The sequence below is a fragment of the Rickettsia helvetica genome, assembly GCF_963970025.1.
Lineage (GTDB): Bacteria > Pseudomonadota > Alphaproteobacteria > Rickettsiales > Rickettsiaceae > Rickettsia > Rickettsia helvetica.
Genome location: NZ_OZ018776.1, coordinates 127,893 through 151,734, shown reverse-complemented (window position 1 = coordinate 151,734; position 23,842 = coordinate 127,893). Strand labels below are relative to the sequence as shown.

The following is a 23,842-nucleotide window of genomic DNA, read 5'->3' as shown; positions in this document are numbered from 1 at the left end:
TCGCAATGACGATTTGGTATCCACCCAACAATGCTTTCACAGGAATGACATAAAGACATCTACACGTTACTAGAAATCTCAAAGACTTTATCGTACTTAAATAATTTAGGTAATGTTACTAACCCAAATAGCGTAACAATGGATATAGTAATGCCAAGAGGGGTAAAAGTACCGTTATATAAAAATCCTACTAATTGCAGCCCAAATGCTGTTAAAATCAATCTAGCCGCAGTGAAAATAGCCGTCATACGAGCTTTACCGTCCGGAATAGCTTCTAAAAGCAACGGCCATAATATGTTAATCGGATATATCACGCCAAGAGATAATAATAAAGTAACTATTGTTATGGTTAAAGGATTATTAATATTATATACAACTAATATGCTATTTCCTAGTAAGAATAGTATTATAAACATAACTCCAAAATAGAAGCAATTTCTAATACCGAATTTTTTAAAGCAATAACCGCTTGAAAAGCTCATAATTGAGAATAGAGCTGCCATTGCTCCTTGATAAAATCCGAAATATTCTAAAGTTACACCTAAATCTTGCATATATAAAATAGGAGCAATCCCGATAAATATCCAATATCCTTGTGCAAGAAATATCATTGTAAGTATATAATATATAGCTTTTGGCGATTTGAAGATAGGTATATATTCTTTTAAAGAAATACGTATTTTTTTATTAACTGCTCTTTTTGGAATAAATAATATACCAAGAATTAGACTGATCAAGCCTACTATAAGCAACAAAACAAAATTGCCACGCCAGCCCCAAAATAAATTGACGTAGCTACCTATAACCGGTGCTATTGCCATAGAAAGGGCAATAGTGCCGTTTAAAATGCCCATTAATCTTTGCTGTTCTTGTACCGAATAAATATCGGCAAGAACAACATATATTAGCACTGCAACCGATGATATCCCACATCCTTGCAAAAATCTTCCAAATAATATAGCTTCATAATTATTTGCAAATACACAAAATAAACTACCAAGATTAAAAATCAGTAAACCGAGTATAATAATCGGTCTGCGTCCGTACCTATCTCCTAAATTACCGACTATAAGCGAAGTAATACAATAAGCGGTTAGATTTACACCGAGTAGTAGTTCCGTCATAAAAGTTGAAAGGTTAAATGTATCTTGTATTTCAGGGAAACTTGGAACAAATAAATCTATTTCCGCTCCAGCGAGTATTTCCATGATGATTACGGTAATAAGTAATTTCATAAGTAATTGTTAGTTTTAGGTTGTTTTAGCAAAGTATTGTTGAATCCGAAAGCCTGCTCGATGTCATCCCTGCTAGGCATTATTGCATGGATACCAAGTCGTCATTGCAAGCGAACATTAGTGAGCGTGGCAATCTCAGGAATTCTTCTCAAGATTGTTTCGTCAATTTATTATTGTAAATTTCCTCGCAATGATGAAAAAACTGATCCACGCAACAACACCTTGGCAGGAATGACATAAATAAGGACGCGGGAATGACAGCAAAGCCACACAATAAATTAGCTTTCTATATTCTTATAGCTTACAATAATTAGTATATTGTTTTACTAAAGAAAGAATAAATGAATATTTATACCCGTCTAGCAATTTTTATTTATCAGGAGTATATACATGACACGATAACAGGAAGACTGAAAGGAAGTGAAAGCAGAAACCTCTAGTGATATATTAAGAATAATTATTCCTAACATATGACACTGTTAACAAAATAATTTTAAAGCTAACTAAATTCTTTTTTGCTGCAAAATTATAAGATTTTTTTGAAATAGGAACACTATTCCTGCAAAAATCTTATTAACTTTCGCTAAAAAATCTCTTTAATTATCAATTAAAGCTATTTTATTAACAGTGTCATATCAATTTAAAAATTAATTAAAATATTACTGATTAATTCCTAAAGCTTGTTTTTGAGCATCGGTAGTATTCTCCATTACCCACTTTTGAACATCAGGACTTAACATATTATACTGCTCTGCTGTTAAACTCGCAACCCAAGCTTGTTGATCGTCAGTACTCATAGCTTGTATTTGGGTTGTTGTAACTGAAGCTGGGTCAGGCATTTGCGTTGATGAAGCAAATACTGGGCTTGCGAAAGCTAGAATTAATAAAATCTTTAATAAATTTTTCATTTTGTAAACCTTTTTTGTTTTGTAATTACAATTATAACAAAGCCACGGCAGCTTTCAAGCTAAATTATATTAAACATTTAAATTTTTTTATACTAAGGAACTTTTATTGTAACAAATATATCAATTATCTACTCGATGAATTTCAAAAATTGGCTACGTCCGTCCTACAAGTACTCCGGTACTCACGTATCAAGTATACGCTCCGTTCCTCGTCTTGTGGACTCCTTGCTCTTTTTTGAAATTGATCTTCGTATATCTATATATTTTATATTGTTAACTGCTCTCTGCAAATATTGCGATAGATTTCTGAGTTTTTAGATAAATCATTATGTGATCCTTCAGCGACTACTCCTCCTTTATCTATTACTAAAATACAATCAGCTGATTCTATACTACTAATTCGATGGGCAATTGATATAATAATTTCCCCTTTCATTATTTTTTTTATAGCATTTAATAATTTCTGTTCGCTCATCGTATCTAAAGCACTCATTGCCTCATCAAGAAGCAAAATTTGCGGCATGCGTAGTAATGCTCTAGCAATAGCTATTCTTTGTTTCTGTCCTCCTGATAATCTAACCCCTCTTTCACCGATTTTAGCATTTATCCCGTCATGAAGTTTAGCAGCAAATTCTTCTATTCCCGTAATTTTTATTATCTCATTTATTTCGTCGTCGCTTGCTTCATTATTACCGAATACAATATTTGATCTTATAGTTCCGGAAAAAATGCTAGCCTCTTGAGGAACATAGGCAATTAATTTACGAATTTTGGCAGGATTTAAAAGAGTTATATCTTGATTGTTAATAAGGATAGTGCCGCTTTCTTGCCGGTAAAAACGCAGCAGTAACTGCATCAAAGTACTTTTTCCTGCACCTGATCTACCTATAATACCAACAAACTTATTGGCATTTATCTTCAAAGACATATTATTGATAATTCTTAAATTAGGTCTTGAATGATAGGTAAAATCGACATTTTTAAATTCTATCGAGATCGGATCGGAATTATTTAATTCTAAATAATTATTATGTGCTATAGGTGTCTTATCTATAATTGTAATTATTCTCTCAAGGGCTGTAACAGGTAAATGCATTTCGCTTAGCAGCTCAAAAATACCGCCGCAGCTAACTCCGGCAATGATTGCATAATAAATAAACGAGATAATTTGACCTGCGGATAAATTCCCTTTAACTATATCCAAAGCTCCGATCCACACAACTAAAGTAATTGCAAGAAATATAACGGCTATTGAAATCGCAAAGAATAAAGCACGAATTTTTAAACGGGTTTTGCAGTATATTAAATAGTTTTGTAATTTAGTATCAAAATCGGCAATTTTGTTTATTTGATGGTTAAAAGCATAAATAGCTCTAATATTATTGAAAGTTTCATCAATATCCGATGCTAAAAGTGACTTAGATTCCAAGGCTTTTTTAGATAAAGACTTAACATGCTTGCCGAATTTAATTAAAGGAATTAATAAGATAGGAATGGTAATAATTACTATGGAAGCGAGTTTAAAGCTTTCAAAAAACATTAATGTAATACTGCCGATTAGCATCACTGAATTGCGAATAAAAAAAGATAAGAAATTAATAATTAGGGTAGATATTTGATCTATATCATTTGTTAAACGTGAAATTATATCGCCGATTTTTAATTCTTCAAACTCTTCAATTTCATAATTAATTAAATTACTATAAGCTTCTTTTCTTATTTGATTAACTGCCTTTTCAGCAATATTATTGATAAAATATGAACGGAAAAAGCTGGCAATACTTAAGATGATAATTAATAAACAAGTATATAATATAGATTTATCAACCGATAAAATATGGTCTTTGCTCAAGCCTTTATCAACTAAATTTCTAAAAACACTACCGATTAGTAATAATGAAGCTGATACGCTAAGTAAAGAGATCATAACGATGATCAAGTCTTTTTTATAGAACCTTAAATATTTAGCCAGTCTATATAAAAGTTTGATATCCATAAGAAAAAAATGAGGAGTTTATTGTATGGAACCCTAAAATATGGGGCGAGTGACGGGATTCGAACCCGCGACCCTCAGAACCACAACCTGATGCTCTAACCAACTGAGCTACACCCGCCATAAATTAACAACGTAAATTTAGATTATCAGAAAGATTTAGTCAAGAATATTTATTGTATTAACATATATATTTGACTTATATATTATAACTATATATAGTTACAATATGAATCAGTATATAAAACTTATAAATAAAGCTAAACAAAATCCTAAAGGATTAAGTTTCTCTGAATTTCATACTTTAATGACCAAGTGCGGTTGGGTTAAAGATAGGCAAAAAGGTAGTCATCAGATTTGGTACTCACCAAAAGGAGATAGGTTGTCTATTCAAACTTTTGGAAGTATGGCAAAAGAATATCAAGTTCGACAATTTTTAAACTTTGAAAAAGGAAATGAAGATGAACACAAATGATGAATTTGACGGTTTTACTATAGAGCTTTTTAAAGATACGGATGGAGATTGGATAGCAAGATTTGAAGAGCTACCAAATGTATCGGCTTTTGGAAGATCACCGGGGGAAGCACTGCAAGAATTACAACAAGCTTGGACTTTAATGAAAGAAAGTTATATAAGTCATAATCAATCTATTCCCTTAGCACCGTCTAGGAAAGAGTATAGTGGGCAGTTTAATGTTAGAGTAGATAAACGTGTGCATCGAGCTTTAGCACTTGAAGCACTTAGAGCAAAAATTAGTTTAAATGCTTTAGTATCCCAAAAATTAACTTTATCGGTAAACAATGAAAAAATCAGTTAATTTGGTTAGCGGCGGGGCGGACTCTGCTACGGTTCTTGCAATAGCTAGGGAAATGGGTTATGAAATTCATGCTATGAGTTTTAATTACGGACAACGTAATAATGCAGAACTTCGGAAAGTTAAGGAGCTTATAAAAGAATATAACGTCAAGGAGCATAAGATTGTTGATATAGATTTACGAGTTTTCGGTGGTTCTGCTTTAACCGATGATAATATAGATGTTCCGCATTATCACGGTGTAAACGAACTACCTGAAGATGTGCCGGTTACTTACGTGCCTGCCCGTAATACGATGTTTCTAAGTTATGCACTCGGTTTTGCAGAAGTAATAGGAGCAAAAGACATTTTTATAGGTGTGCATACAAGCGATTCGGCAAATTATCCTGATTGTCGTCCTGAATATATTAAATCTTTTGAAGAAATGGCGAATTTAGCAACCAGTATGGGAATACAAGGTAAAAAAATTACTATTCATACGCCTTTAATTGATATGACTAAAGAGCAAATAATTAGAACCGGTCTTGAGCTTGGTGTAGATTACAAAAATACTATATCATGTTATGAACCTACTGAAGATGATTTATCTTGCGGTAATTGCCTTGCTTGTATGATAAGGCTTGATGCTTTTAAAAAGAATAATATACAAGACCCGATTAAATATGTTAATACTTAGATAGAACTTCAAAAATTGGCTATGTCATACTACAAGTACTGCGGTACTCACGTATTAAGTAACGGCTTCCGTTCCTCGTCTTGTGGATTCCTTGCTCTTTTTGAAGTTGCTCTCGTATTACTCATTATTTTAACTCTTCTTTAAAAATACTACTTTTCAAAGAAAAGAAGAATATGTATGATAAATAGAGAATATTTATATGTTCCTTTTCCCATACTTGATTTAAACGATATAGTTTTACGTGCGTTAGTCGAAGATGATGCACAAGATTATTTTAATTATATGAGTAAGTCGGAAATGGCTATTTATATAACTGATAGTAATAGACCTAAAGACTTAGAAGAAGCGAGAGAAGAAATACGTTATTGGTCTAGTTTATATAAAAATCATAGAAGCTTTTATTGGGGAATTGCCCTTAAAGACGATAATAAATTAATAGGTACTGCCGGTTTTAATATAATAAATCTAGAGCATCATAGAGCAGAAATAAGTTATGATCTAGATCCTAATTTTTGGGGTCAAGGTATAATGTTAAAATCTATAAAAAATATATTGAAATTTGCTGATTATATAGGCATTGTAAGAGTCCAAGCAACAGTTATTACAGATAATTTGCGTTCGATTAATCTTCTTGAGAGATGCGGTTTCGCTAAGGAGGGAATCCTTAAAAAATACGAAATAGTTGCAAATGAGCATAAAGATTATTATATGTACGCAAGAGTATTATGAATTATATTTGTCATCCCACGACTTGATCGCGGGATCTCAGGACGCAATCTATAACACAAGATCCCGCGATCAAGTCGCGGGATGACAACAAGTATAAACATAAATAAAGAAAATTAATGGTAGTAGAAGTTAATAAAAAAGAATTAGTTTGCTCGTTTTGCGGTAAAAAACAGCATGAAGTGAAAAAACTGATAGCAGGGCCTGCAGTATTTATTTGTGATGAATGTATAGATTTATGTGCGGATATTATGAAAGAAGAAAGTAAAATTGCCTTAAAGCAAATTACTTCTTCAATTCCAACCCCGCAAAAAATATGTGCAATTCTAAACGATTACGTAGTTGGGCAAGATCAAGCTAAAAAGATTTTAGCAGTAGCGGTTTATAACCATTATAAGAGACTTGAATATGTACAATCCGGCAATAATGACGTTGAACTTAATAAGTCGAATATTTTATTGATTGGTCCTACCGGTTCAGGAAAAACTTTACTTGCTCAAACGCTTGCTAAAATTTTAGACGTGCCTTTTACTATGGCGGATGCTACTTCTTTAACGGAAGCCGGTTATGTCGGTGAAGATGTTGAGAATATATTACTACGCTTATTGATAGCAGCTGAGTTTAATATAGCAAAAGCACAAAAAGGTATAATTTATATTGACGAGGTTGATAAAATTGCCCGTAAATCGGAGAATCCTTCTATTACACGGGATGTATCGGGTGAAGGAGTACAGCAGGCATTACTTAAAATTATGGAAGGAACAGTTGCTTCCGTGCCTCCTCAAGGCGGTAGGAAACACCCACAACAAGATTTCTTACAGTTAGATACTTCAAATATCTTATTTATTTGCGGTGGTGCTTTTATGGGGATTGATAGCATTATAACCTCAAGAACTAATCATAGTTCTATAGGCTTTGCAGCTAACGTAAATATAGATAAAGAGAAAAATAATAGTGAGATTCTTAAATCCCTGGAGATTGAAGATTTAACTAAATTCGGTTTAATTCCTGAATTTATCGGTAGGTTACCCATCATTACTACTTTAGATGAGCTAGACAAAGAAGCTTTAATTACAATTCTCACTAAGCCTAAGAATGCTATAGTAAAGCAATATCAGAAACAATTCGAGCTTGATGATGCTGAGCTTGTAATTGATGATTCAGCCCTAGAAGCTATTGCCGAACAAGCTCTAGCTAAAAAGACGGGAGCAAGGGGACTGCGTTCAATACTTGAGCATCTTTTGCTTGATAGTATGTATAAAGTTGCCGAGCTAAAAAAACAGCGTGTTACTATTGCAAAAGAGGTAGTTAACGGCTTAGTAGAACCGATAATGACCTCTCTCATTTCTACAAGATCAAACAAAAAACAACCGGTTATTGAAGATATACCGGCGTAAATATTATTTCTTCTCTATGTCATTCCTGCGAGGCTTTGTTGCATGGATCGGTTTTTTCGTCATTGCGAGGAAATTGCATAGCAATTGACTAAGCAATCTCAGGAGTTTGTTATTATTTCATGAGATTGCCACGCAGTCTACGACTGCTCGCAATGACGGGGTAGTATCCACGCAACAACGCCGGCTTGACCACGGGACAACACAACACTAATTTAGAATAAAATTTATCCTAAACTAGTGTTATAATGGTTTAAATACCATTAAGAAAAAAATGATAAATGCTGGCCAGCCTAGGTAGAACCATAATTTAAATAATTTATAATATTTTTCCGGTAGGGGGAGTTCACTGTTTTAATGCTTCAAGTGCCATATTTCGTAGTTGAATTTGAATCCATACCACTGGAAGCCAACAACTACCGGCAATTATGTATCCGATATAAGTTAAGGTAAGCCATAAATCAGAATAATTATAGCCAAGCATATTTACTAATATTATGCCGCTAACCGGTTGAATTATCACAGTTGGAGTAGTAAAAAGAAGATCAGTATAACTGTAGTGCGAGCTGCATAGGCCTTTGCCTTCAAATCACCAGTTTTATTTGCCCACCACATAAAAAAAGCAGTACCAATTCCAGTACCAAATAAAATGGTAGAACTAATAATATGAATAGTTTTTATAAAAAGATAATCCATTATTTATCTCGTTCTATAGCCATTAATACTAAAGTAAGTAATATTATTGGAATATTTTTAAATATCGGACCAAGCGGATCTAGCCACAATATTGGCTTAGGATATGTTAATAGTAGAGTATAAGCTAGTATTAATAAAATTTGTAAACTACATATCCTACTTATTTTATTTTTGATAATTAGTAGAATTCCAAGAATAATATCTGTAAAGCAGCTTCCATATAATATGTAAGGTGCTATTTGTTTATCAAATCCTAGTGGTATTATAATTTGCATACTAGCATTATAAGCAAAAATGCTTGAAATAATTCCTGTCATTATCCAAAATAGCCCTAAGACAATTTTTATTATAGGTTTTAAAAAATAAAGCCTAGCGTGCCATATGGATTGTACGGTTAAAGGTTCGATTGCAAAACCTTGTTGCAAGTTTCTAGGGATTATAGAAGTAAAATCGATAAAATCTTTTTTATCAGCAATATTAGGTTGAAGCAACATATTATACGCAGTAGAATTAATGGGTCCTATTTTTAGAAAATCCCCTAATTTAACTGCTATTTTAATGAATATTAGAGGAACTTTTATTAGTCTTCCAGGATTAACTCCAAGCCATCTTCTAAATCCAAGCAAGATATCCTTCATGGTAACTATGTCTAGTCCAACTATTTTTAATAATTTGTGGATTTTTCCTTCCCTTTCTATACAGTGAATAATTACTTTCGTTAAATCATCAATATGAATAGGTTGAAATTATTGTAAACCATCACCTATTAAAGGAATAAAATACGGTAATGTTGCAAGAGCCCTAAATAGCGAGGTACCACTGTAATAACCGCTTGCGTAAACAAGAGATGGCTGTAAAATTACCCAATCTATATTTTCTAATTTTTTTAAATATTCTTCAGTTGCTTTTTTAGTTAAAGCATAAGCAGTGTTTTTTTCATCATCTATTCCAAGAGCTGAAATATGAATAATTCTTTTTACGTTAGTAAGGGTGCAAGCCTTAAATAGAGCCTTTGGACCATTGACATGAACATTTTCAATATTATTAGCATGGCTAGACGTTAATACACCTGATACATTAATAACTATATCTATTTTATTTAGTCTATTTATCCAGCTTTGTGGTTTTAAGTCTATATTAAAATCACAGTGTATAACTTCTGCAGTAGGGAATTTTTTCCTGGTAGATTCAACATCTCTAACACAGCATATTACTTCATAATTATTCTTTAATAATTCAGCTGTAATATATGATCCAATAAAGCCGTTAGCTCCTGTTACTAGTATTCTCATTATAATATAAACGATTCAGGTACTGACATTTTTTATATCATTAATCAGGTCCTGTTGCAAATAGAAGATAAAAAAGGGTATGTTATGTCCACAACTATTGTTTTTTTGGTTAAAAACTTTTGTAACCCAGCACTCTTCTCTCTTATCATAAACTGGCGTTGACCGTGTGTGGTTTTAATGTTATCTCATAATAAAATAATTGAAGATTATCAATGATTACATAATAAAAGATTTAAATAAATATTAAGAGGTTTCTATATTTTTTATTTTAACTTTAATATTTATTTAATTAAAATTATGAGTAATAAACTAGAAGTAATAATAAAATATTATAATGATATATCAAATTTAGGCGTAAGGTTATGGAAAACTACTAAAGCACTTGCTAGTTTTAATTTAGGTGAGGTATTGAAAATATGATTCTGTGATAAAAATTTTAAAGATTTAACGACACTAGATCAAAGTTTTATTTATACTCAATATTTAGAAACAATGCTAAGTAAAGTAGCTACTATAGGAAAGTATCAAGATAAGAATATTGATCATTCTCAATGGAGCAATTGTTTTGAAGAGATAAATAATCAAGATCATTTTTTATGTATAAAGCTACAGGAGCTAATAGGAATAGAAAACAAGAATATTATTGATTCTATGCTAGATGATATAGGGGATATACATTCACTAGAGTTTAGTACCCTGGTTACTAAAGCCCAAGTATTTTTAAAAAATAATTTAGATCAATCTGAAAAATTGATTAAAGCAGCCAAAAAAATCGATGCTATAGCATACCCTCTGACGAGCGAGTATTTTTTATATCGCTATATAGCTAAAGCAATATTACTTACAAATACTTTAAGTGTATCTTCCTCTTATGAAATCGAGTTTAATATGGTAAAAAAAGCTCATTTAAATTTTGCAAATTATCTTAATTCATTAGAGCAAAGTCTTACTAGAATAGAAAAAGCTCTGATAAGTATAATGAAGATCACAAAATTGCTTCTTGGTTAACCAAAAAATCAGATTTAGTTAGTAATCATTCAGGTAAAATAGCAATTATTTATGCTTCTCTTATAGTGGGTGTAATTGCTTTATGTTCATATGTAATTGACGAACAGGATCCTTGGTATGAATTATGTGCTTTACCGACCACTAGCCTTGCGATGCTACAAATTTTATTATCTTTTCCCGGTATGGTCTTATCAAATAGACAAACTAAAGAGATTAATAATAATATGTTTCAAGTATTAGAAAATAACACTAGAAATCGAGTTCTTCCCAAAGACGCTTATAGAAAGGAATTTGAAGGAGACACGGAATCGCAGCACCGCAGCGTACATAAACGTACGTGAGGATGCGAGGATCGACGTACAAATTACCTCTAGAAGTAGAGTTTGGGAAGAACTCGAATGCTAAAGATATTAAATTTTTATTTGATCACACTCCAAGCTTTGCTAATGATGCCGTAAATACAACTGCGCTTTGTTTTAGATATGCTGCTAATTTAGGGTTGCAGCCTATTGATTTATTAAATAATGATATTATTAATCATATAATTGTATATACGGCTTTACTGCAGCTGCAGGAGTAGTAGAAGAACAAAGTAAAGTTACAAATTTTATGCAAAATAAATTAATTAAATTTTTGCATGATAAAATTGTACCGGCTTTAATTGAGAATAAGAAATTTACAGCTGAAGGAATTAAACCATATTGTCAGTTACTATATAAACATTCCACAAAAGATAAGAATACGCAAATAACACTTCAGGCAATATATAATAAACTTACCAATCAAGATATAGATTTTAACAATATTGAATCAGACATTAGTACCTATCATGGATGGAAGAGTACTGCTATGTGTTCGGCAATAGCCACACTGATTTTGGATTATATCTGTTTTTACTTTCATAATCCAGAATTAGAATTTTATGAAGATCCAATGTTTTATGCATCAACATCTATTAAATTAATGCGTCTTTATTAGTATCAACATATTGTGGCAATAAAGTTATAGAAAATATCACCGGCGACAAATATAACTAATGATGTGTTTTTTCAAAAGTTTTACTATAATGATGCGGCAAGACTGACTGTAGTGATAGTACCTTTAATAATTTTTGAGTCTATTAAAGATTTAAAATTCTTAAGTCTTGCAACTTTAATAGATGTTTTAACAACTGCTATATCGGATTTAAATGTTGGCAAGGCAATTAGTAGTGCAGGCAAGAATATTGCCGAGAAAACCGCTACTACCCTTACTTGGCTTAATAAGGTTGCCTCCAGGCACAAACGATGATACAGTTATTGATGTTGATCCTATAGAAGAAGTACCATGCTTAGGTTAAGGTTATAAAGTTTACGTTATTTAATGTGCTCTTCCTATTTCAAATATAAATTGAATCTTCAGAATTAAATGTTGCATGTATATTAAAAAAGGCGAAGTGACATAGGCGCTTGCACTTCGTTATGCATATAAAAGCTTGGTGCATTACATTATCAATCTCTAAAGTAAAGTTTTTGCTATATTCAAGAAGTTTTTGAGCAGCTTTTAAGTGTATCAAATAACCTGTAGTTGTATTAAAGTAACCATTATGACCTATCTTCTTTAAATACGGATTATTGTAAATATTATAAAATATTTTGTTTTTAGAATGTGACAAGGACAAATAAATTAAATCCCAGTCGGTAGGTAAATGCTTCAGCATTGTTAAAAATTTATTACGGAAATCGTCATTGAGTATAGCATCATCTTCTATTATTAGGGCATAAGGTATATTTTATTTAACCATTTTAAGCCAAATTTCTCTATGGCTACAATAACAACCTAGTTCTCCTGCCGTTAAAGTATGATTTAATATTTTGCTATCGGAACGATAATTTATATTTTCTGAAGGACAAAGTACAGTATAACCGTTATCAAGGGATAAAAGAGAGGGTTATTTTTTACATCTAAGCCGGTAAACCTTTTTCCCGCTGCATCTGTTATAGATAAATTATAACCGTCTACTGTATTAAATTTCATAGGGTAAATTATTATTATCAAATTGTTTACTAATATTGTTATATCTATCAGTGCTGTGATCTAGGTTTACGAGAAAAATTTATTTATAATTTTTCTTCTATTTGTGGCGGATTTTCTGCCTCCACTTCAATAATTTCAGATTTAGAGGAAACGATTTGATAACGCTCTAAGGTAGCCGGCATGGCTTTATTTCCTGAATCAATACCGAGTTTTTGAATATTCTTCACTCTTGACATAAAATTACGATTAAACGAGGCAGCAAATTTATCATAATTAGTAACCATATTTTGCAGGTTATTACCGATCTTTTGAGAATAATCAGTCATAGTACCGATAGAACTTAACAGCTTTCTCACTTCTTCAATAATTACCTTATAATTTTCCGAACGGCGATGATCAGTAATTTGAAATCTTGCAAATGATAGCATATTCATAAGTCCGCTAGGACCTACTGGAAAAATATTACAACTCCAAGCTTTTTGTAAAAATTCAGAATCAGCAGCAATAACTTTCTCAACGGCTTGTTCAGTCGGCAAAAACATCAAAGTAATAACATTGTTAAAGCTCTGATCCTTTTTGTTTAGATTAGTTAAAATATTTTCGGCATAGTCTTTATTAGCTAGAGATTTTAAATGGTAATTCATAGTTTTGCTAAGATTCCCGCTATTATCCTGCTCATCAACTAGAAACTTTGAAGCTTTGGAATCAATAACCATTAAATTACCGGAAGGAAGAAAAATAAGGGCATCGGGTCTTAGCTTTCCGCTATCTAGCGTAGTTAGACCGTATTGCATGATAAAATCTAAATTAGGACGTAAGCCCGAAGATTTTAGGATATTCTCAAGCGTAATTTCGGCAAGCAGCCCCGCCCCGATCGGAGAAAGCAGCGACTGTTTTATCAAATCAACCGTGCCTTTTGATTGTTCTATATCTTTATTTAATGCCCCTACCATAGTAATCAACCGCTCAAACTCACTATTAAATTTTCCTGAAGCAGTAGCAATATTTTTCTCAGCTAGCTCTCTTGCTGCCGTATTTTCTATTTTATGTATCTCTATTAATTGCTTGGACAAATCTTTTCCAAGATCAAATAAAGCAGCTTTCGCTGATGAAAACGACTCTTCTCTTATTTTTTCCGAATCCTTAATAGTCTGCTCTTGATATTCTACTTTACACTTCAATTGCTCAATTTTCTGTAAATATCCTATTTTTTCTTGGTTCAATAATTGATTATTATTGCTAATTTCTAGATTCTGCTCTGATAAGAATTGTAGCTGCATTTTTAAGGTTTTAGTTTTTACATAAAACCAAATTATTAAAGCTAATAAAATAAGTAGCGTAGCTGCGGTAACTGATAATAGATAAGGCATAAAATAAGTTTGAGTTTTTAAAATAGTCCTCTTGCATAACTTGCTTCTAAAGGTAATTTATACGTCAATCCGGTGCTCGAATCCTCACGTACTAAAATGTACGCTGCGGTTCTGCGTTCCGTGTTTCCTTCAAATTCCTCTTTATTAGCTGCGTTATGCAAGAGGACTAATGTTAAATAAATAATACTAAAGTACCTCATAATTTGCACTAATTATTTTAAATACATTAAAATATTAATAATTAATTGACATTTTGTTAATAATACTGTATTATAACAACTTCAAGAAAATTAACAAAATCTTAGTAAATTTTTTAATAAATAAAGGGGATAATATGCTATCTAAAAATTACAATTTTGTTTTTACTAAAGTTGCTAAAGAAAGAAAAGAAGAGTTAAAAGAAATTATAGATTGTATAGAAAATGTGATTGGAGATTTTACTCCTATACTCCAGCTTATTACGGATGCGGCAAGAGCAGGAATTAATACTATAGAATTTGCAGGTGATGTAGGTGATGAGCCGCAATATCTTAGTACTAAACAATTTGGTACTTGTTGTATATTGCCAGCAAAAAAAATTATTGATGCAGACATGAGTGATGTAACCAAAGTTTTTCATAGTATTTTATTTGAGTTAGGAAATGCTGTAAATACTGAAGTACAAAGTATGGAATATAGAAAATATGAAAATGCAGATGAATATGCCGATAATACGGAAAAAGCTGAATTTCTTACTACTCATAATACACGAAAACTAATTGTAGAATTTATGCAATCCAAGCCAGAAGCTATAAAGGAAATATTGAAACAAATAAACACTTCAGAAAATTATCAAGATATCTTAGAAGAAAGCAAAGAGGTAGCAAATTGGCGTTTTGAAGACTACCAAATTAAGGGTGGAAAAGAATATGAAGAACATAGAAATAGTTATTCCGAAGGTTGGTTTAGGTGGAAAAATTCTACCTCTGAAATTGAGTTTGAAGAACTCTTGTCTAAACTAAAAAAAGGTTACTATCCTGAAATATATGAAGGTAAGAAGTTAGAAACTCTAAGAATGCTTTTTAAGCAACCTTCTATGAAAGATTTATTAAAAACTGATATTCTTTTTAAAACAGCTATAGCTATGGATGATAATAAATTAAGCTATCCTTGATGAATTATTCAATGAAAATATAGCAGAAATAAGTATTAGTAATTTTGCAAATGGAGATAAGAAGTTATCTTCTATCCAAAGCCATAAACTTAATGAAATGATTTTTAAATATCCTTCAATTATGTTAGGTACTAACGCTTTCTCTCATGCTCTAAAAGCTAACGATAAGGAATTGATTAAGATAATACTTAATGATTCAACATTGAAGATTAGTGCTAATTCTTTAGGTCCTATTTGTAATATAGGAGACCCAGAGATTGTTGATATGTTCCTTGAGAGACTAGACAAGATAAGCATGAGGGATCATTTTGGATTTAGTTTTTATGAGCCATGGAAAAAATGGAACAAGGATATTCTCAATAAAGTACTTAGTCATCCTAAAAATGTAGAAAACGAATTTTATTTAAGAATGGTGCTTGACAATGGGGATTCAGAGACTATTGATAAAGTATTTATGCGTTCCTCTGTTAAGGAAGCAAAGGAAAGTCTTTTTAGTAAGGCTCTTGAACAAGGCTATTTAAAATATATTGAAAAGCTTACTCCATATATGCCTAAAAAAAGTGAGTATATGGAAATAGCAAATAGCACAGGTGAGCTTGAGGTTATTGAAATAATATCTAAGCATTTACAATCGCCGTTTGATGTTAGTATTGAGCCTCATCAGGAGAGTAGTAATATTTTATGTCCAGATATTAATGAGTATATAAATGCAATTCATCTAATAGGTGATCAGTCATAATAAAGTATAGCTGTTCAATTTCAATGCTACCAATAAGACTATTTCGATATTTGCTTATAATATTTTTATAAATTTATAGAGATATTATAATGGATAGGTTATATAAAAAGCAAGTTGAAGAATATCTAACAAATTACGGTAAGCTTGTATTTATAAGCGGAGCAAGACAAGTAGGAAAAACTACAATATCAAAACAAGTAATTAAGCCTAATCCTAATTCAATTTACCTAAATTGGGATTATCTAGAAGATAGAAATAAAATCTTAAATAAACACACAGAACTTTTTGAAAATCTACTTTCTACTATATCCGATAAGAAACCGTGCTTAATATTAGATGAAATTCATAAATATAAAGATTGGAAAAATCTTGTAAAAAGATTTTATGATAAATTCGGAGAAAATATTGAATTTATTATAACAGGTAGTGCCAAATTAAATATATACAAAAAAGGCGGCGATAGCCTAATGGGGCGTTATATAAATTTAACCGTGCATCCGTTATCGGTATCTGAAATAGCTAAAAATTTTGATAATAACATTGATTATATAAAAAGCCCAAAAAATATCACCATAGATGAATTTAAAGCTCTAATAAATTTTGGAGGATTTGCAGAAAGCTATTTAAAAGCAACTGCTCAATTTCATAGAATATGGAGTAATCAAAGATTCGAGCAATTATTTAGAGAAGATGTAAGAAATACTGAAGATATCAATAATATTTATGCATTAGAATTGCTTGCTAGCATTATAAACGAACAAGCCGGTTCATTAATAAGCTATACAAATCTTGCTAACAAAGTTAGGGTTTCAGACCAAACAATAAGAAGATGGCTCTCTTTGCTAGAAAAACATTATTATTGTTTTGCGATCAAACCTTGGTCTAAACATGTTGTAAAAAGCTTAATAAAAGAGCCTAAATATTACCTTGGGATTGGTCGCAAATAAAAGATATAGGAGCGAGGTTTGAAAATCTTATAGCTTCTCACCTTTTAAAAGCCGTATATTTTTGGAACGAAACAGGGCTTGGTGATTTTGGTTTATACTATCTTCGTGATAAACAAAAACGTGAAGTCGATTTAGTAATAACAAAAGATAACCAACCTTGGATTTTAGTGGAAGCACAAGTAAGTGACTCAGCCGTTTCTTCAAACTTAAAATATTTCCATGAATTACTTAAACCTGAGTTTAGTTTTCAAGTAATTCAAAATAAACAAGCTATTTCTACTTCTTGCTTTGATAAATCGGGTTTATGGATAGTACCGGCTATTACTTTCTTATCTCAACTTATTTAATACGAATTTTTGCAAAAAAGTAATCTGGTTAAACGTATAAAGAAATTGTCTTTGTTTACATATGTAAATCATATGACTATTTCGTTGCTTATATCGAAAGAGTCGTTACCAATTCGACATTTAATTATAAGCTGTATCCTCGCACATACCAGTAAATGTAGCTGAATTGATTATATTCACTTTATCTTCTAGCGGTCCGAGTGGCTGAGCCGGTTTTAACAATTCCGGCGTTAATATAAATTTGGTTTTTTTCTCGATATTCGATAAAAAAGGTAAATGTAAGCTATGAGGGCTGTATATTATTGCATATTTATCCCATTCTAGATATTGTCTATTCAAATGCTCTTTATATTCAGATGGGCCATATACTTCTATACTACCAAATTTATATTTTTTTAAAGGATATAGCTCATAATCATAAAAAAAATCATTTGGATATTTATTACGCATACTGTGATTAAAATGAACAAATTTATCATTTTCTTTATGAAATACGAAAATATCTAAGCATCTTCCTCCACAAATTACATAAATTTTATTATGTTTAACACAATATCCTAATTGTTCAAATTGCGGCAATATTTGCTGTAGGCGTATTTCGTCTTCATGCATAATACCGATATCTAAATCATCGTCAAAAGGAATTATGCCTTGATGTCTAACGGCTCCAAGCAGAGTGCCGCCTTCTATCCAATAATTAATATTATTCTTACCAAGTAGCTCATGAGTATCTTTCATTAGCTGATAAAGGCTAAGTGCTGTTTTCTCACTAATTCTATATCTCTTTACTTGTTCATCGCTTAAGAATACATATCGCCAATTATGTTCTAGTAGATAAGCATAACACAATATACCGACGAAAATAGTAAGAATTAAGCGTAAAATATTTTTAAAGGATAATATCGACTTTAATTTTATCACCTTGAACCTTAAATTACATTTTCCCTGCTGATATAATATTTTTTTAATCTGTTTAAAACAACCGGCTATTACTTCTTTATCTCAATTTGTTTAAAAGCTTATTCTATCCTCTAAAGGACTAAAAGGCTGAGCCGGTTTTAACAATTCCGGCGTTAATATAAATTTGGTTTTTTTCTCGATATTCGATAAAAAAGGTAAATGTAAGCTATGGGAATGCTCTATCACTGCATACTTATCCCATTCCGGATATTGCCTATTTAGATTTCCTATAGGATCAGCGGGACCGTACACCTCTATACTACCGAATTTATATTTTTTTAAAGGATATAATTCATTATCATAAAATAAACTCTTTGGATACTTATCTCGAACCGCTAAATTAGTATATATAAATTTGTTTTGTTCTTTATGAACAATGAAAATATCTAAACAAGCTTTTTTGCATATATTATAAGCTCTCTCGTAGGAAACAGTATAACCTAGTTGTTCAAATTGTGGTAATATTTGCTGCAGAAATATTTCGTCTTCATGCATAATACCAATATCTAAATCATCGTCAAAAGGAATTATGCCTTGATGTCTAACGGCTCCAAGCAGAGTGCCGCCTTCTATCCAATAATTAATATTATTCTTACCAAGTAGCTCATGAGTGTCTTTCATTAGCTGATAAAGGGCAATAGCTTTTTTCTCGCTAATCCTGTATTTTTTTACTTGTTCATCACTTAAGGTTACATATCGCCAGTCATGTTCTAATATATAAGCATAAAAAAATATACCGGCAAATATAAGTAATATTAAACCTGTAATATTTTTAAAGAATAACATTGACTTTAATTTTATCATCTTTCATCTCAAATTGTATTGCTTCTGCCGATGTGACGTTTTTTAAATCTTCTGCTAATTCTGCAGATAATACTATGCCGCTAACTTCAAGCAATTTTATTGGAGCTTTTATAGATAGATTCTTCTCAGCTTTGAATTTTCTGACGATATCTAGTATTTCAAGCAGCCCTTCTGCTCCTTTTGCATCGATTTCATAGTTTAAGTCACCGTAATTAATCCAGTTACCTTTAACGTGAATAGAATTTTCACTATATAATATTTGGTATAATTCTTCGGTAATATGCGGCATGAAAGGTGCAAATAGTTTTAGTAACGTTTGCATAACATGATATAAAGTTAATATGCTACTATATTGTCCTTGTGGATTTTTGTTTTTCTCGTCATAGCTTCTTGTTTTGCTTATTTCTAAATAATTATCACAAAATACCGCCCAAAAAAACTTTTCCGTCAGATGCATAGCATTTGCATATTCATAGTTTTGTAACTCATTTTTTGCCGTATTAACTAATTCCACTAGTTTATTAATCATCCACTGATCAAATTCGTTAGTGATTTTTTCTTTAATATCTAAAAGCTTTGTTTTTTTATCTTCACCTTTCAGTTTATCAAAATGTATAGAAACAAATTTAGCGGCATTCCATAGCTTGTTAACAAGCCTTTTGCCGTTTTTCATAACGTCTTCAGAATAGGCGGTATCAGCACCTAGCTTTGAATTTGCTGACCAATAACGTATTACGTCGGAACCGTATTGTTCTAGCAGTGTTTCAGGAACTAAAACATTGTCCTTAGATTTTGACATTTTACTTCGATCTTCAGCTAAACACCAACCGCTTACCATGATGTTTTTCCACGGTAGAGTATTTTGGTGTAAATGAGCTTTTAAGATAGTATAAAATGCCCAAGTTCTGATAATTTCGTGTGCTTGAGGTCTTAAATCCATCGGAAATAATTTATCGTATCTATCTTTATTAACAGCGAAATCATCAGAAATACCATGAGTAGAAAGTTGAGGTGAAACAGAACTTGTTGCCCAAGTATCCATAACGTCCAAATCAGGTTCTACTTCTTCCTTACTATAACCTATAGGTAAATCTTTTAACGGATCGACAGGTAGCTGCGAAATATCGGCATATAAAATCTTACCTTCCTCACCGACTCTTTTAGAGTACCAAACAGGAAATGGTACACCAAAATAACGTTGCCTACTTATGCACCAATCCCAGCTAATGGCATTAATCCAATTCTCTAAGCGAATTTTCATATTGTTAGGACGCCAGTTTAACTCGTTTGCTCTGTTAAGTAATACTTCTTTATGTGATATCGTTTTAACGAACCATTGCGGGACGGTTAAAATTTCAAGCGGTGAACCTGACCTCTCGGCACATTTAACGGTATGAGTTATTTCTTCTTGTTTAATAAGCAACTCTTGTTCTTTTAAAATATCTATTATTTTTGTTCGAGCTTCTTTAATTTTCAATCCGTCTATAGAAGTTGCATGTTGGAAGTCTATTGTACCTTTTTTAGTGATAATTGTTTTTAAAGGTAGATTATGTGTCTTCCACCAAGTAATATCCGTTTGATCGCCAAACGTACAGCACATTACCAGCCCCGTACCTTTATCTTGTTGTACTAAAGGATCAGCAAGCATTGGAACTTTCTCATTAAAAAGCGGGATTATAGCTGATTTACCTGCTAGATGCTTATAACGTCTATCGTCAGGGTGATAAAATACGGCTACGCAAGCCGGTAATAATTCAGGTCTTGTAGTTGCTATAGTAAGCGGTTCTCCTTGCTTGGTTTTAAACGTAATATAATTCATGAAAGAGGTTTTTTCCTTATCCTCAATATCGGCTTGGGCAAGAGCTGTACCATCTACTGGATCCCATAAAATCGGTTGATTAGCACGATAAACTTCCTCTTTTTGTACTAAATCAAGAAAAGACATTTGCGATATTTTTCGTGATAACGGACTGATAGTTTGGTACTCTAAACTCCAATCAACCGATAAAGCTATTTGGTTAAATAGACTTCTAAATTTTTCTTCTTCACTTGCTACTACCTCTTCGCAAATTTTTATAAACTCGTCTCTTCCCGTATTATAAGCTTTGATCTGTTTCTGCTTTTCAACAAGTCTCTCGGTCGGTAGCCCGTTATCGTCAAAACCCATAGGGTAAAAGATATTTTTACCGATCATACGCTGGAAGCGTACAATAAAATCTGTTTGTGTATAGCTGTAAACATGCCCGATATGTAGTTGTCCTGAAACAGTCGGAGGCGGTGTATCTACTATAAATGTTTCTTCTTTTGAAATATTTGGATCATACGCATAAATTTGCTGCTCTTGCCAAATTTGCTGCCATTTTTTTTCATTTTCGGTAAAATTATAATTTTTTGGAAATTCTTGCATAGATTTTGTAGTTGATTCAAGAATGTTATTATAAAGGTTATATGTGATTATGACAATATATGCTTTTCTTTGGGAGGATATGGATATCTAGGATTTGTGCAAGTGGTGCTTGCACGATTAATTACTTTTTACAATTGAGCGAACAAAAGTTTCTTGAAGACCTGTAATTTTGGCAATAACAGGAATTTTAAAGTCCTGAGTGAACATTTCTTTTGCTATAATTACTGCCTTATTATGTTCACCTTTAGCTTTGCCTATTGCGATGCCTTTTTCCATTCCTTTATCTATATATTTTCCAGCTACTGTTCTCATAATATTATCCTTATCTTTAGATGATAAATGCTTAGTAAATACTTGTACTAATTCCGGTTGTTTTTGTTCTGATAATTTTGCGTCAGTGTACCACAAGAATGACCTAAGGTAAATATAACCTTTTTCTTTATCCAATATTATAATATGTTTAAACTCTGTTAAAAATTTCTCCCATAATTTTATCATACCTCGCATATGGATATGCTTCATCATATATTCTAGCATACCTAATAGACCTCTTGCATAACTTGCTTCTAAAGGTAATTTGTGCGTCAATCCGGTATACTCGCATCCTCACGTACTAAAGTGTACGCTGCGGTGCTTGCGTTCCGCGTTCCCTTCAAATTACCTTTAGAAGCAAGTTATGCAAGAGGTCTAATGCTTTTTCTTGACGATTTCATCATTTGACATAGTGTGCAAATCTACTAACTGATAATCTTCCGTCATTAATTTCTTTGCCATCACACTATCAGTAAATAAACTCCACAGATTTCTTGGAGCATTATAAATTTCTTTACCGTTGTAAATAACTAAATTATAAACTAGCGGCAATTTATTTCTTTCTTATGTCTTTCACACAATAATAGCGTATATTTCCATAGCCGCAAAGCCATCCAATAATCAATTGTTGATTGGGCCTCTATTAATATATAAACAAATGCCACTTCTTTACTCTTGGTGCTAATTTTATATACTATATCACTATATTTCTTGTTTAAAGATTCTTCTATGTAGCTTTCTTGTTCTACCGTTATTTTTGATAAATCTACTAGCTTCTTAAAATCGCTAGGCAAATAATATTCTAAAAACTCCTCAGCTGCTACCAGATCGGTCATTAATTATTTTTACTAATGAATCATGTTTTAATTTTTTGACCATAAAATATTTAGTAGCTTTATCTCGTAGCATATTTTATAAATTATGTATAGTATCTATTAGAAAAAATTTCAACCTTAATTGAAATTAACTTTATTAACAGTCCTATAATTAAATCTTATTTAATAAAAATTCTATGAATACACATATTATTACCTCTGAATATTTAGAATTTGTAGAGCAATTAAAAATTCGAGTATCTGAAAGTCGTTGTAAAGCTGCAAGGTCAGTAAATAACGAGCTAATAAAGCTCTATATCATATAGGTAATGAAATTCTTAAACGACAAGAAAAATATGGCTGGGGTGCTAAAGTAATAGATAATTTAAGCCGTGATCTACATTTTGCATTTCCTGAAATGAAAGGATTTAGCAACAGAAATCTTAAATATATGAGACGTTTTGCTGAAGAGTATAGGGATTTAGAAATTGTGCAGCAGGTTGCTGCACAATTGCCATGGTTTCATATAGTTCTGTTACTAGATAAAGTAAAAGATAGAAAACACCAAATCTTTTATATGAAAAAAACTGTTGAACATGGTTGGTCACGTATTGTACTTAACTATGCAAATCGAACTTGAGTTACATAAAAGGCAAGGACAAGCAATAACAAACTTTCAAAGTAAACTAGCTTCTCCTCAATCTGATTTAGCTCATTATACACTTAAAGACCCTTATATTTTTGATTTTTTAAGTGTAGGGAATGAAGCACAGGAAAGGGAAGTAGAAAAAGGATTAACTGAACATATAGAAAAATTTTTAATTGAACTTAGAGCAGGTTTTGCTTTTGTTGGCAGACAATATCATTTAGAAGTGGGAGAGCAAGACTTCTATATTGATGTATTATTCTATCATTTAAAACTTCGTTGTTTTGTAGTAATTGAGCTTAAAGATAAGGATTTTAAACCGGAATATGCCGGTAAAATGAATTTTTATTTATCGGTTGTAGATGATCTTTAAAGCATCCAAACGATAATCCTTCTATAGGGTTAATTTTATGCAAATCAAAGAATAATGTACTTGCTGAATATGCATTACGTGATATGAGTAAACCTATTGGACTTGCAGAGTACAAAATAACTGAAAATTTACCTAAAGAGATAAAAAATGAACTCCCAACCATTGAGGAATTAGAAGCAGAACTCGCTAAAGAATTAATAAGAAAATAGA

Annotated in this window: 25 protein-coding genes, 1 tRNA gene and 6 pseudogenes; 17 read left to right on the top strand and 15 right to left on the bottom strand. The window is 31.7% G+C overall.

What is annotated here, in order from left to right:
* Nucleotides 1–59 precede the first annotated feature (59 nt).
* From AB1146_RS01005 to AB1146_RS00990, 4 genes are all read right to left on the bottom strand, one after another.
* Nucleotides 60–1,235 (bottom strand): multidrug effflux MFS transporter, encoded by a 1,176-nt coding sequence (locus tag AB1146_RS01005; protein WP_010421497.1) that lies wholly within the window; start codon nt 1,233–1,235, stop codon nt 60–62.
* A 659-nt stretch (nt 1,236–1,894) separates the two neighbouring features.
* Complete coding sequence (locus tag AB1146_RS01000) at nt 1,895–2,143, bottom strand: DUF2673 domain-containing protein (protein ID WP_010421500.1); 249 nt, start codon at nt 2,141–2,143, stop codon at nt 1,895–1,897.
* A 265-nt stretch (nt 2,144–2,408) separates the two neighbouring features.
* Nucleotides 2,409–4,139 carry an ABC transporter ATP-binding protein gene (locus AB1146_RS00995; protein ID WP_029374752.1) on the bottom strand — a complete coding sequence of 577 codons (1,731 nt, stop codon included), beginning with the start codon at nt 4,137–4,139 and terminating at the stop codon, nt 2,409–2,411.
* 41 nt (nt 4,140–4,180) lie between these two features.
* Nucleotides 4,181–4,257, bottom strand: a tRNA-His gene (locus tag AB1146_RS00990).
* Between the two features lie 186 nt (nt 4,258–4,443).
* On the opposite strand from AB1146_RS00990, the gene AB1146_RS00985 reads away from it, so the two are divergent.
* The 5 genes from AB1146_RS00985 to clpX all read left to right on the top strand — a co-directional run bounded on the left by AB1146_RS00985 (nt 4,444) and on the right by clpX (nt 7,750).
* Complete coding sequence (locus tag AB1146_RS00985) at nt 4,444–4,611, top strand: type II toxin-antitoxin system HicA family toxin (protein WP_332252577.1); 168 nt, start codon at nt 4,444–4,446, stop codon at nt 4,609–4,611.
* The gene (locus tag AB1146_RS00980; RefSeq protein WP_010421508.1) at nt 4,598–4,954 is read left to right on the top strand and encodes a type II toxin-antitoxin system HicB family antitoxin; all 357 of its coding nucleotides are present in this window, start codon (nt 4,598–4,600) and stop codon (nt 4,952–4,954) included. Before AB1146_RS00985 ends, AB1146_RS00980 begins: the two co-directional genes overlap by 14 nt.
* The gene (gene queC, locus AB1146_RS00975) at nt 4,938–5,627 is read left to right on the top strand and encodes a 7-cyano-7-deazaguanine synthase QueC (protein ID WP_010421510.1); all 690 of its coding nucleotides are present in this window, start codon (nt 4,938–4,940) and stop codon (nt 5,625–5,627) included. Before AB1146_RS00980 ends, queC begins: the two co-directional genes overlap by 17 nt.
* 177 nt (nt 5,628–5,804) lie before the next feature.
* Entirely contained in the window at nt 5,805–6,356 is a 552-nt protein-coding gene (locus tag AB1146_RS00970; protein ID WP_010421512.1) for a GNAT family N-acetyltransferase, read from the top strand.
* 116 nt (nt 6,357–6,472) lie between these two features.
* Nucleotides 6,473–7,750, top strand: a complete 1,278-nt coding sequence (gene clpX / locus AB1146_RS00965) for an ATP-dependent Clp protease ATP-binding subunit ClpX (protein WP_010421514.1) — start codon at nt 6,473–6,475, stop codon at nt 7,748–7,750.
* A 240-nt stretch (nt 7,751–7,990) separates the two neighbouring features.
* Here the strand turns inward: clpX and AB1146_RS00960 are convergent.
* The 4 genes and pseudogenes from AB1146_RS00960 to AB1146_RS00945 form a co-directional block, all read right to left on the bottom strand.
* Nucleotides 7,991–8,080: pseudogene (locus AB1146_RS00960) on the bottom strand (DUF2269 domain-containing protein); the annotation flags it as partial.
* 13 nt (nt 8,081–8,093) lie between these two features.
* Nucleotides 8,094–8,443: pseudogene (locus AB1146_RS00955) on the bottom strand (DUF2269 family protein).
* The gene (locus AB1146_RS00950; RefSeq protein WP_010421516.1) at nt 8,443–9,081 is read right to left on the bottom strand and encodes an oxidoreductase; all 639 of its coding nucleotides are present in this window, start codon (nt 9,079–9,081) and stop codon (nt 8,443–8,445) included. Before AB1146_RS00950 ends, AB1146_RS00955 begins: the two are co-directional and overlap by 1 nt.
* Before the next feature lie 108 nt (nt 9,082–9,189).
* Nucleotides 9,190–9,735, bottom strand: coding sequence for an NAD-dependent epimerase/dehydratase family protein (locus AB1146_RS00945; RefSeq protein ID WP_010421518.1), 546 nt, complete (start codon nt 9,733–9,735; stop codon nt 9,190–9,192).
* A 297-nt stretch (nt 9,736–10,032) separates the two neighbouring features.
* Here AB1146_RS00945 and AB1146_RS00940 point away from each other — a divergent pair, with 297 nt between their 5' ends.
* From AB1146_RS00940 to AB1146_RS00915, 6 genes are all read left to right on the top strand, one after another.
* Nucleotides 10,033–10,155, top strand: coding sequence for a hypothetical protein (locus AB1146_RS00940; RefSeq protein ID WP_269472988.1), 123 nt, complete (start codon nt 10,033–10,035; stop codon nt 10,153–10,155).
* Nucleotides 10,156–10,227: 72 nt separating this feature from the next.
* On the top strand, nt 10,228–10,743 hold the full coding sequence (locus AB1146_RS00935) for a hypothetical protein (protein WP_232203666.1): 516 nt from the start codon (nt 10,228–10,230) through the stop codon (nt 10,741–10,743).
* A gap of 65 nt (nt 10,744–10,808) precedes the next feature.
* Entirely contained in the window at nt 10,809–11,084 is a 276-nt protein-coding gene (locus AB1146_RS00930; protein WP_010421520.1) for a hypothetical protein, read from the top strand.
* Nucleotides 11,081–11,323 (top strand): hypothetical protein, encoded by a 243-nt coding sequence (locus tag AB1146_RS00925; protein ID WP_198005291.1) that lies wholly within the window; start codon nt 11,081–11,083, stop codon nt 11,321–11,323. Before AB1146_RS00930 ends, AB1146_RS00925 begins: the two co-directional genes overlap by 4 nt.
* A 29-nt stretch (nt 11,324–11,352) precedes the next feature.
* Nucleotides 11,353–11,721 (top strand): hypothetical protein, encoded by a 369-nt coding sequence (locus tag AB1146_RS00920; RefSeq protein WP_355404075.1) that lies wholly within the window; start codon nt 11,353–11,355, stop codon nt 11,719–11,721.
* Between the two features lie 63 nt (nt 11,722–11,784).
* A complete protein-coding gene (locus AB1146_RS00915; protein ID WP_232203667.1) occupies nt 11,785–12,033 on the top strand; it encodes a hypothetical protein in 249 nt (82 codons plus the stop codon).
* Nucleotides 12,034–12,121: 88 nt separating this feature from the next.
* On the opposite strand, the pseudogene AB1146_RS00910 reads toward AB1146_RS00915, so the two are convergent.
* From AB1146_RS00910 to AB1146_RS00900, 3 genes and pseudogenes are all read right to left on the bottom strand, one after another.
* A pseudogene (locus AB1146_RS00910) lies at nt 12,122–12,595 on the bottom strand (glycosyltransferase family 25 protein).
* Between the two features lie 247 nt (nt 12,596–12,842).
* Nucleotides 12,843–14,129 carry a DNA recombination protein RmuC gene (locus AB1146_RS00905; RefSeq protein ID WP_010421527.1) on the bottom strand — a complete coding sequence of 429 codons (1,287 nt, stop codon included), beginning with the start codon at nt 14,127–14,129 and terminating at the stop codon, nt 12,843–12,845.
* A 17-nt stretch (nt 14,130–14,146) separates the two neighbouring features.
* Entirely contained in the window at nt 14,147–14,329 is a 183-nt protein-coding gene (locus AB1146_RS00900) for a palindromic element RPE1 domain-containing protein (protein ID WP_040611279.1), read from the bottom strand.
* Between the two features lie 134 nt (nt 14,330–14,463).
* On the opposite strand from AB1146_RS00900, the gene AB1146_RS00895 reads away from it, so the two are divergent.
* The 5 genes and pseudogenes from AB1146_RS00895 to AB1146_RS00875 all read left to right on the top strand — a co-directional run bounded on the left by AB1146_RS00895 (nt 14,464) and on the right by AB1146_RS00875 (nt 17,315).
* A complete protein-coding gene (locus AB1146_RS00895) occupies nt 14,464–15,282 on the top strand; it encodes a hypothetical protein (protein ID WP_010421531.1) in 819 nt (272 codons plus the stop codon).
* A gap of 121 nt (nt 15,283–15,403) precedes the next feature.
* Complete coding sequence (locus AB1146_RS00890; protein WP_010421534.1) at nt 15,404–16,021, top strand: hypothetical protein; 618 nt, start codon at nt 15,404–15,406, stop codon at nt 16,019–16,021.
* A gap of 89 nt (nt 16,022–16,110) precedes the next feature.
* Nucleotides 16,111–16,968: an ATP-binding protein gene (locus AB1146_RS00885; protein WP_029374756.1), complete on the top strand. Its 858-nt coding sequence runs from the start codon at nt 16,111–16,113 to the stop codon at nt 16,966–16,968.
* Nucleotides 16,941–17,084 (top strand): annotated as a pseudogene (locus tag AB1146_RS00880) (ATP-binding protein); the annotation flags it as partial. The gene AB1146_RS00885 and the pseudogene AB1146_RS00880, both read left to right, overlap by 28 nt.
* Before the next feature lie 51 nt (nt 17,085–17,135).
* Complete coding sequence (locus tag AB1146_RS00875) at nt 17,136–17,315, top strand: hypothetical protein (protein ID WP_029374757.1); 180 nt, start codon at nt 17,136–17,138, stop codon at nt 17,313–17,315.
* Between the two features lie 120 nt (nt 17,316–17,435).
* On the opposite strand, the gene AB1146_RS00870 is transcribed toward AB1146_RS00875, so the two are convergent.
* From AB1146_RS00870 to AB1146_RS08470, 4 genes and pseudogenes are all read right to left on the bottom strand, one after another.
* A complete protein-coding gene (locus AB1146_RS00870) occupies nt 17,436–18,236 on the bottom strand; it encodes a LicD family protein (protein ID WP_010421536.1) in 801 nt (266 codons plus the stop codon).
* 90 nt (nt 18,237–18,326) lie between these two features.
* Nucleotides 18,327–19,079 (bottom strand): LicD family protein, encoded by a 753-nt coding sequence (locus AB1146_RS00865; RefSeq protein ID WP_010421537.1) that lies wholly within the window; start codon nt 19,077–19,079, stop codon nt 18,327–18,329.
* Nucleotides 19,048–21,486, bottom strand: coding sequence for a valine--tRNA ligase (locus AB1146_RS00860; RefSeq protein WP_010421539.1), 2,439 nt, complete (start codon nt 21,484–21,486; stop codon nt 19,048–19,050). The genes AB1146_RS00865 and AB1146_RS00860 overlap by 32 nt, the downstream gene beginning before the upstream one ends.
* Nucleotides 21,487–21,603: 117 nt before the next feature.
* Nucleotides 21,604–22,677, bottom strand: a pseudogene (locus tag AB1146_RS08470) (Rpn family recombination-promoting nuclease/putative transposase).
* A 133-nt stretch (nt 22,678–22,810) separates the two neighbouring features.
* Between AB1146_RS08470 and AB1146_RS00845 the strand changes: the two are divergent.
* Nucleotides 22,811–23,841: pseudogene (locus tag AB1146_RS00845) on the top strand (PDDEXK nuclease domain-containing protein).
* Nucleotide 23,842: the final 1 nt, after the last annotated feature.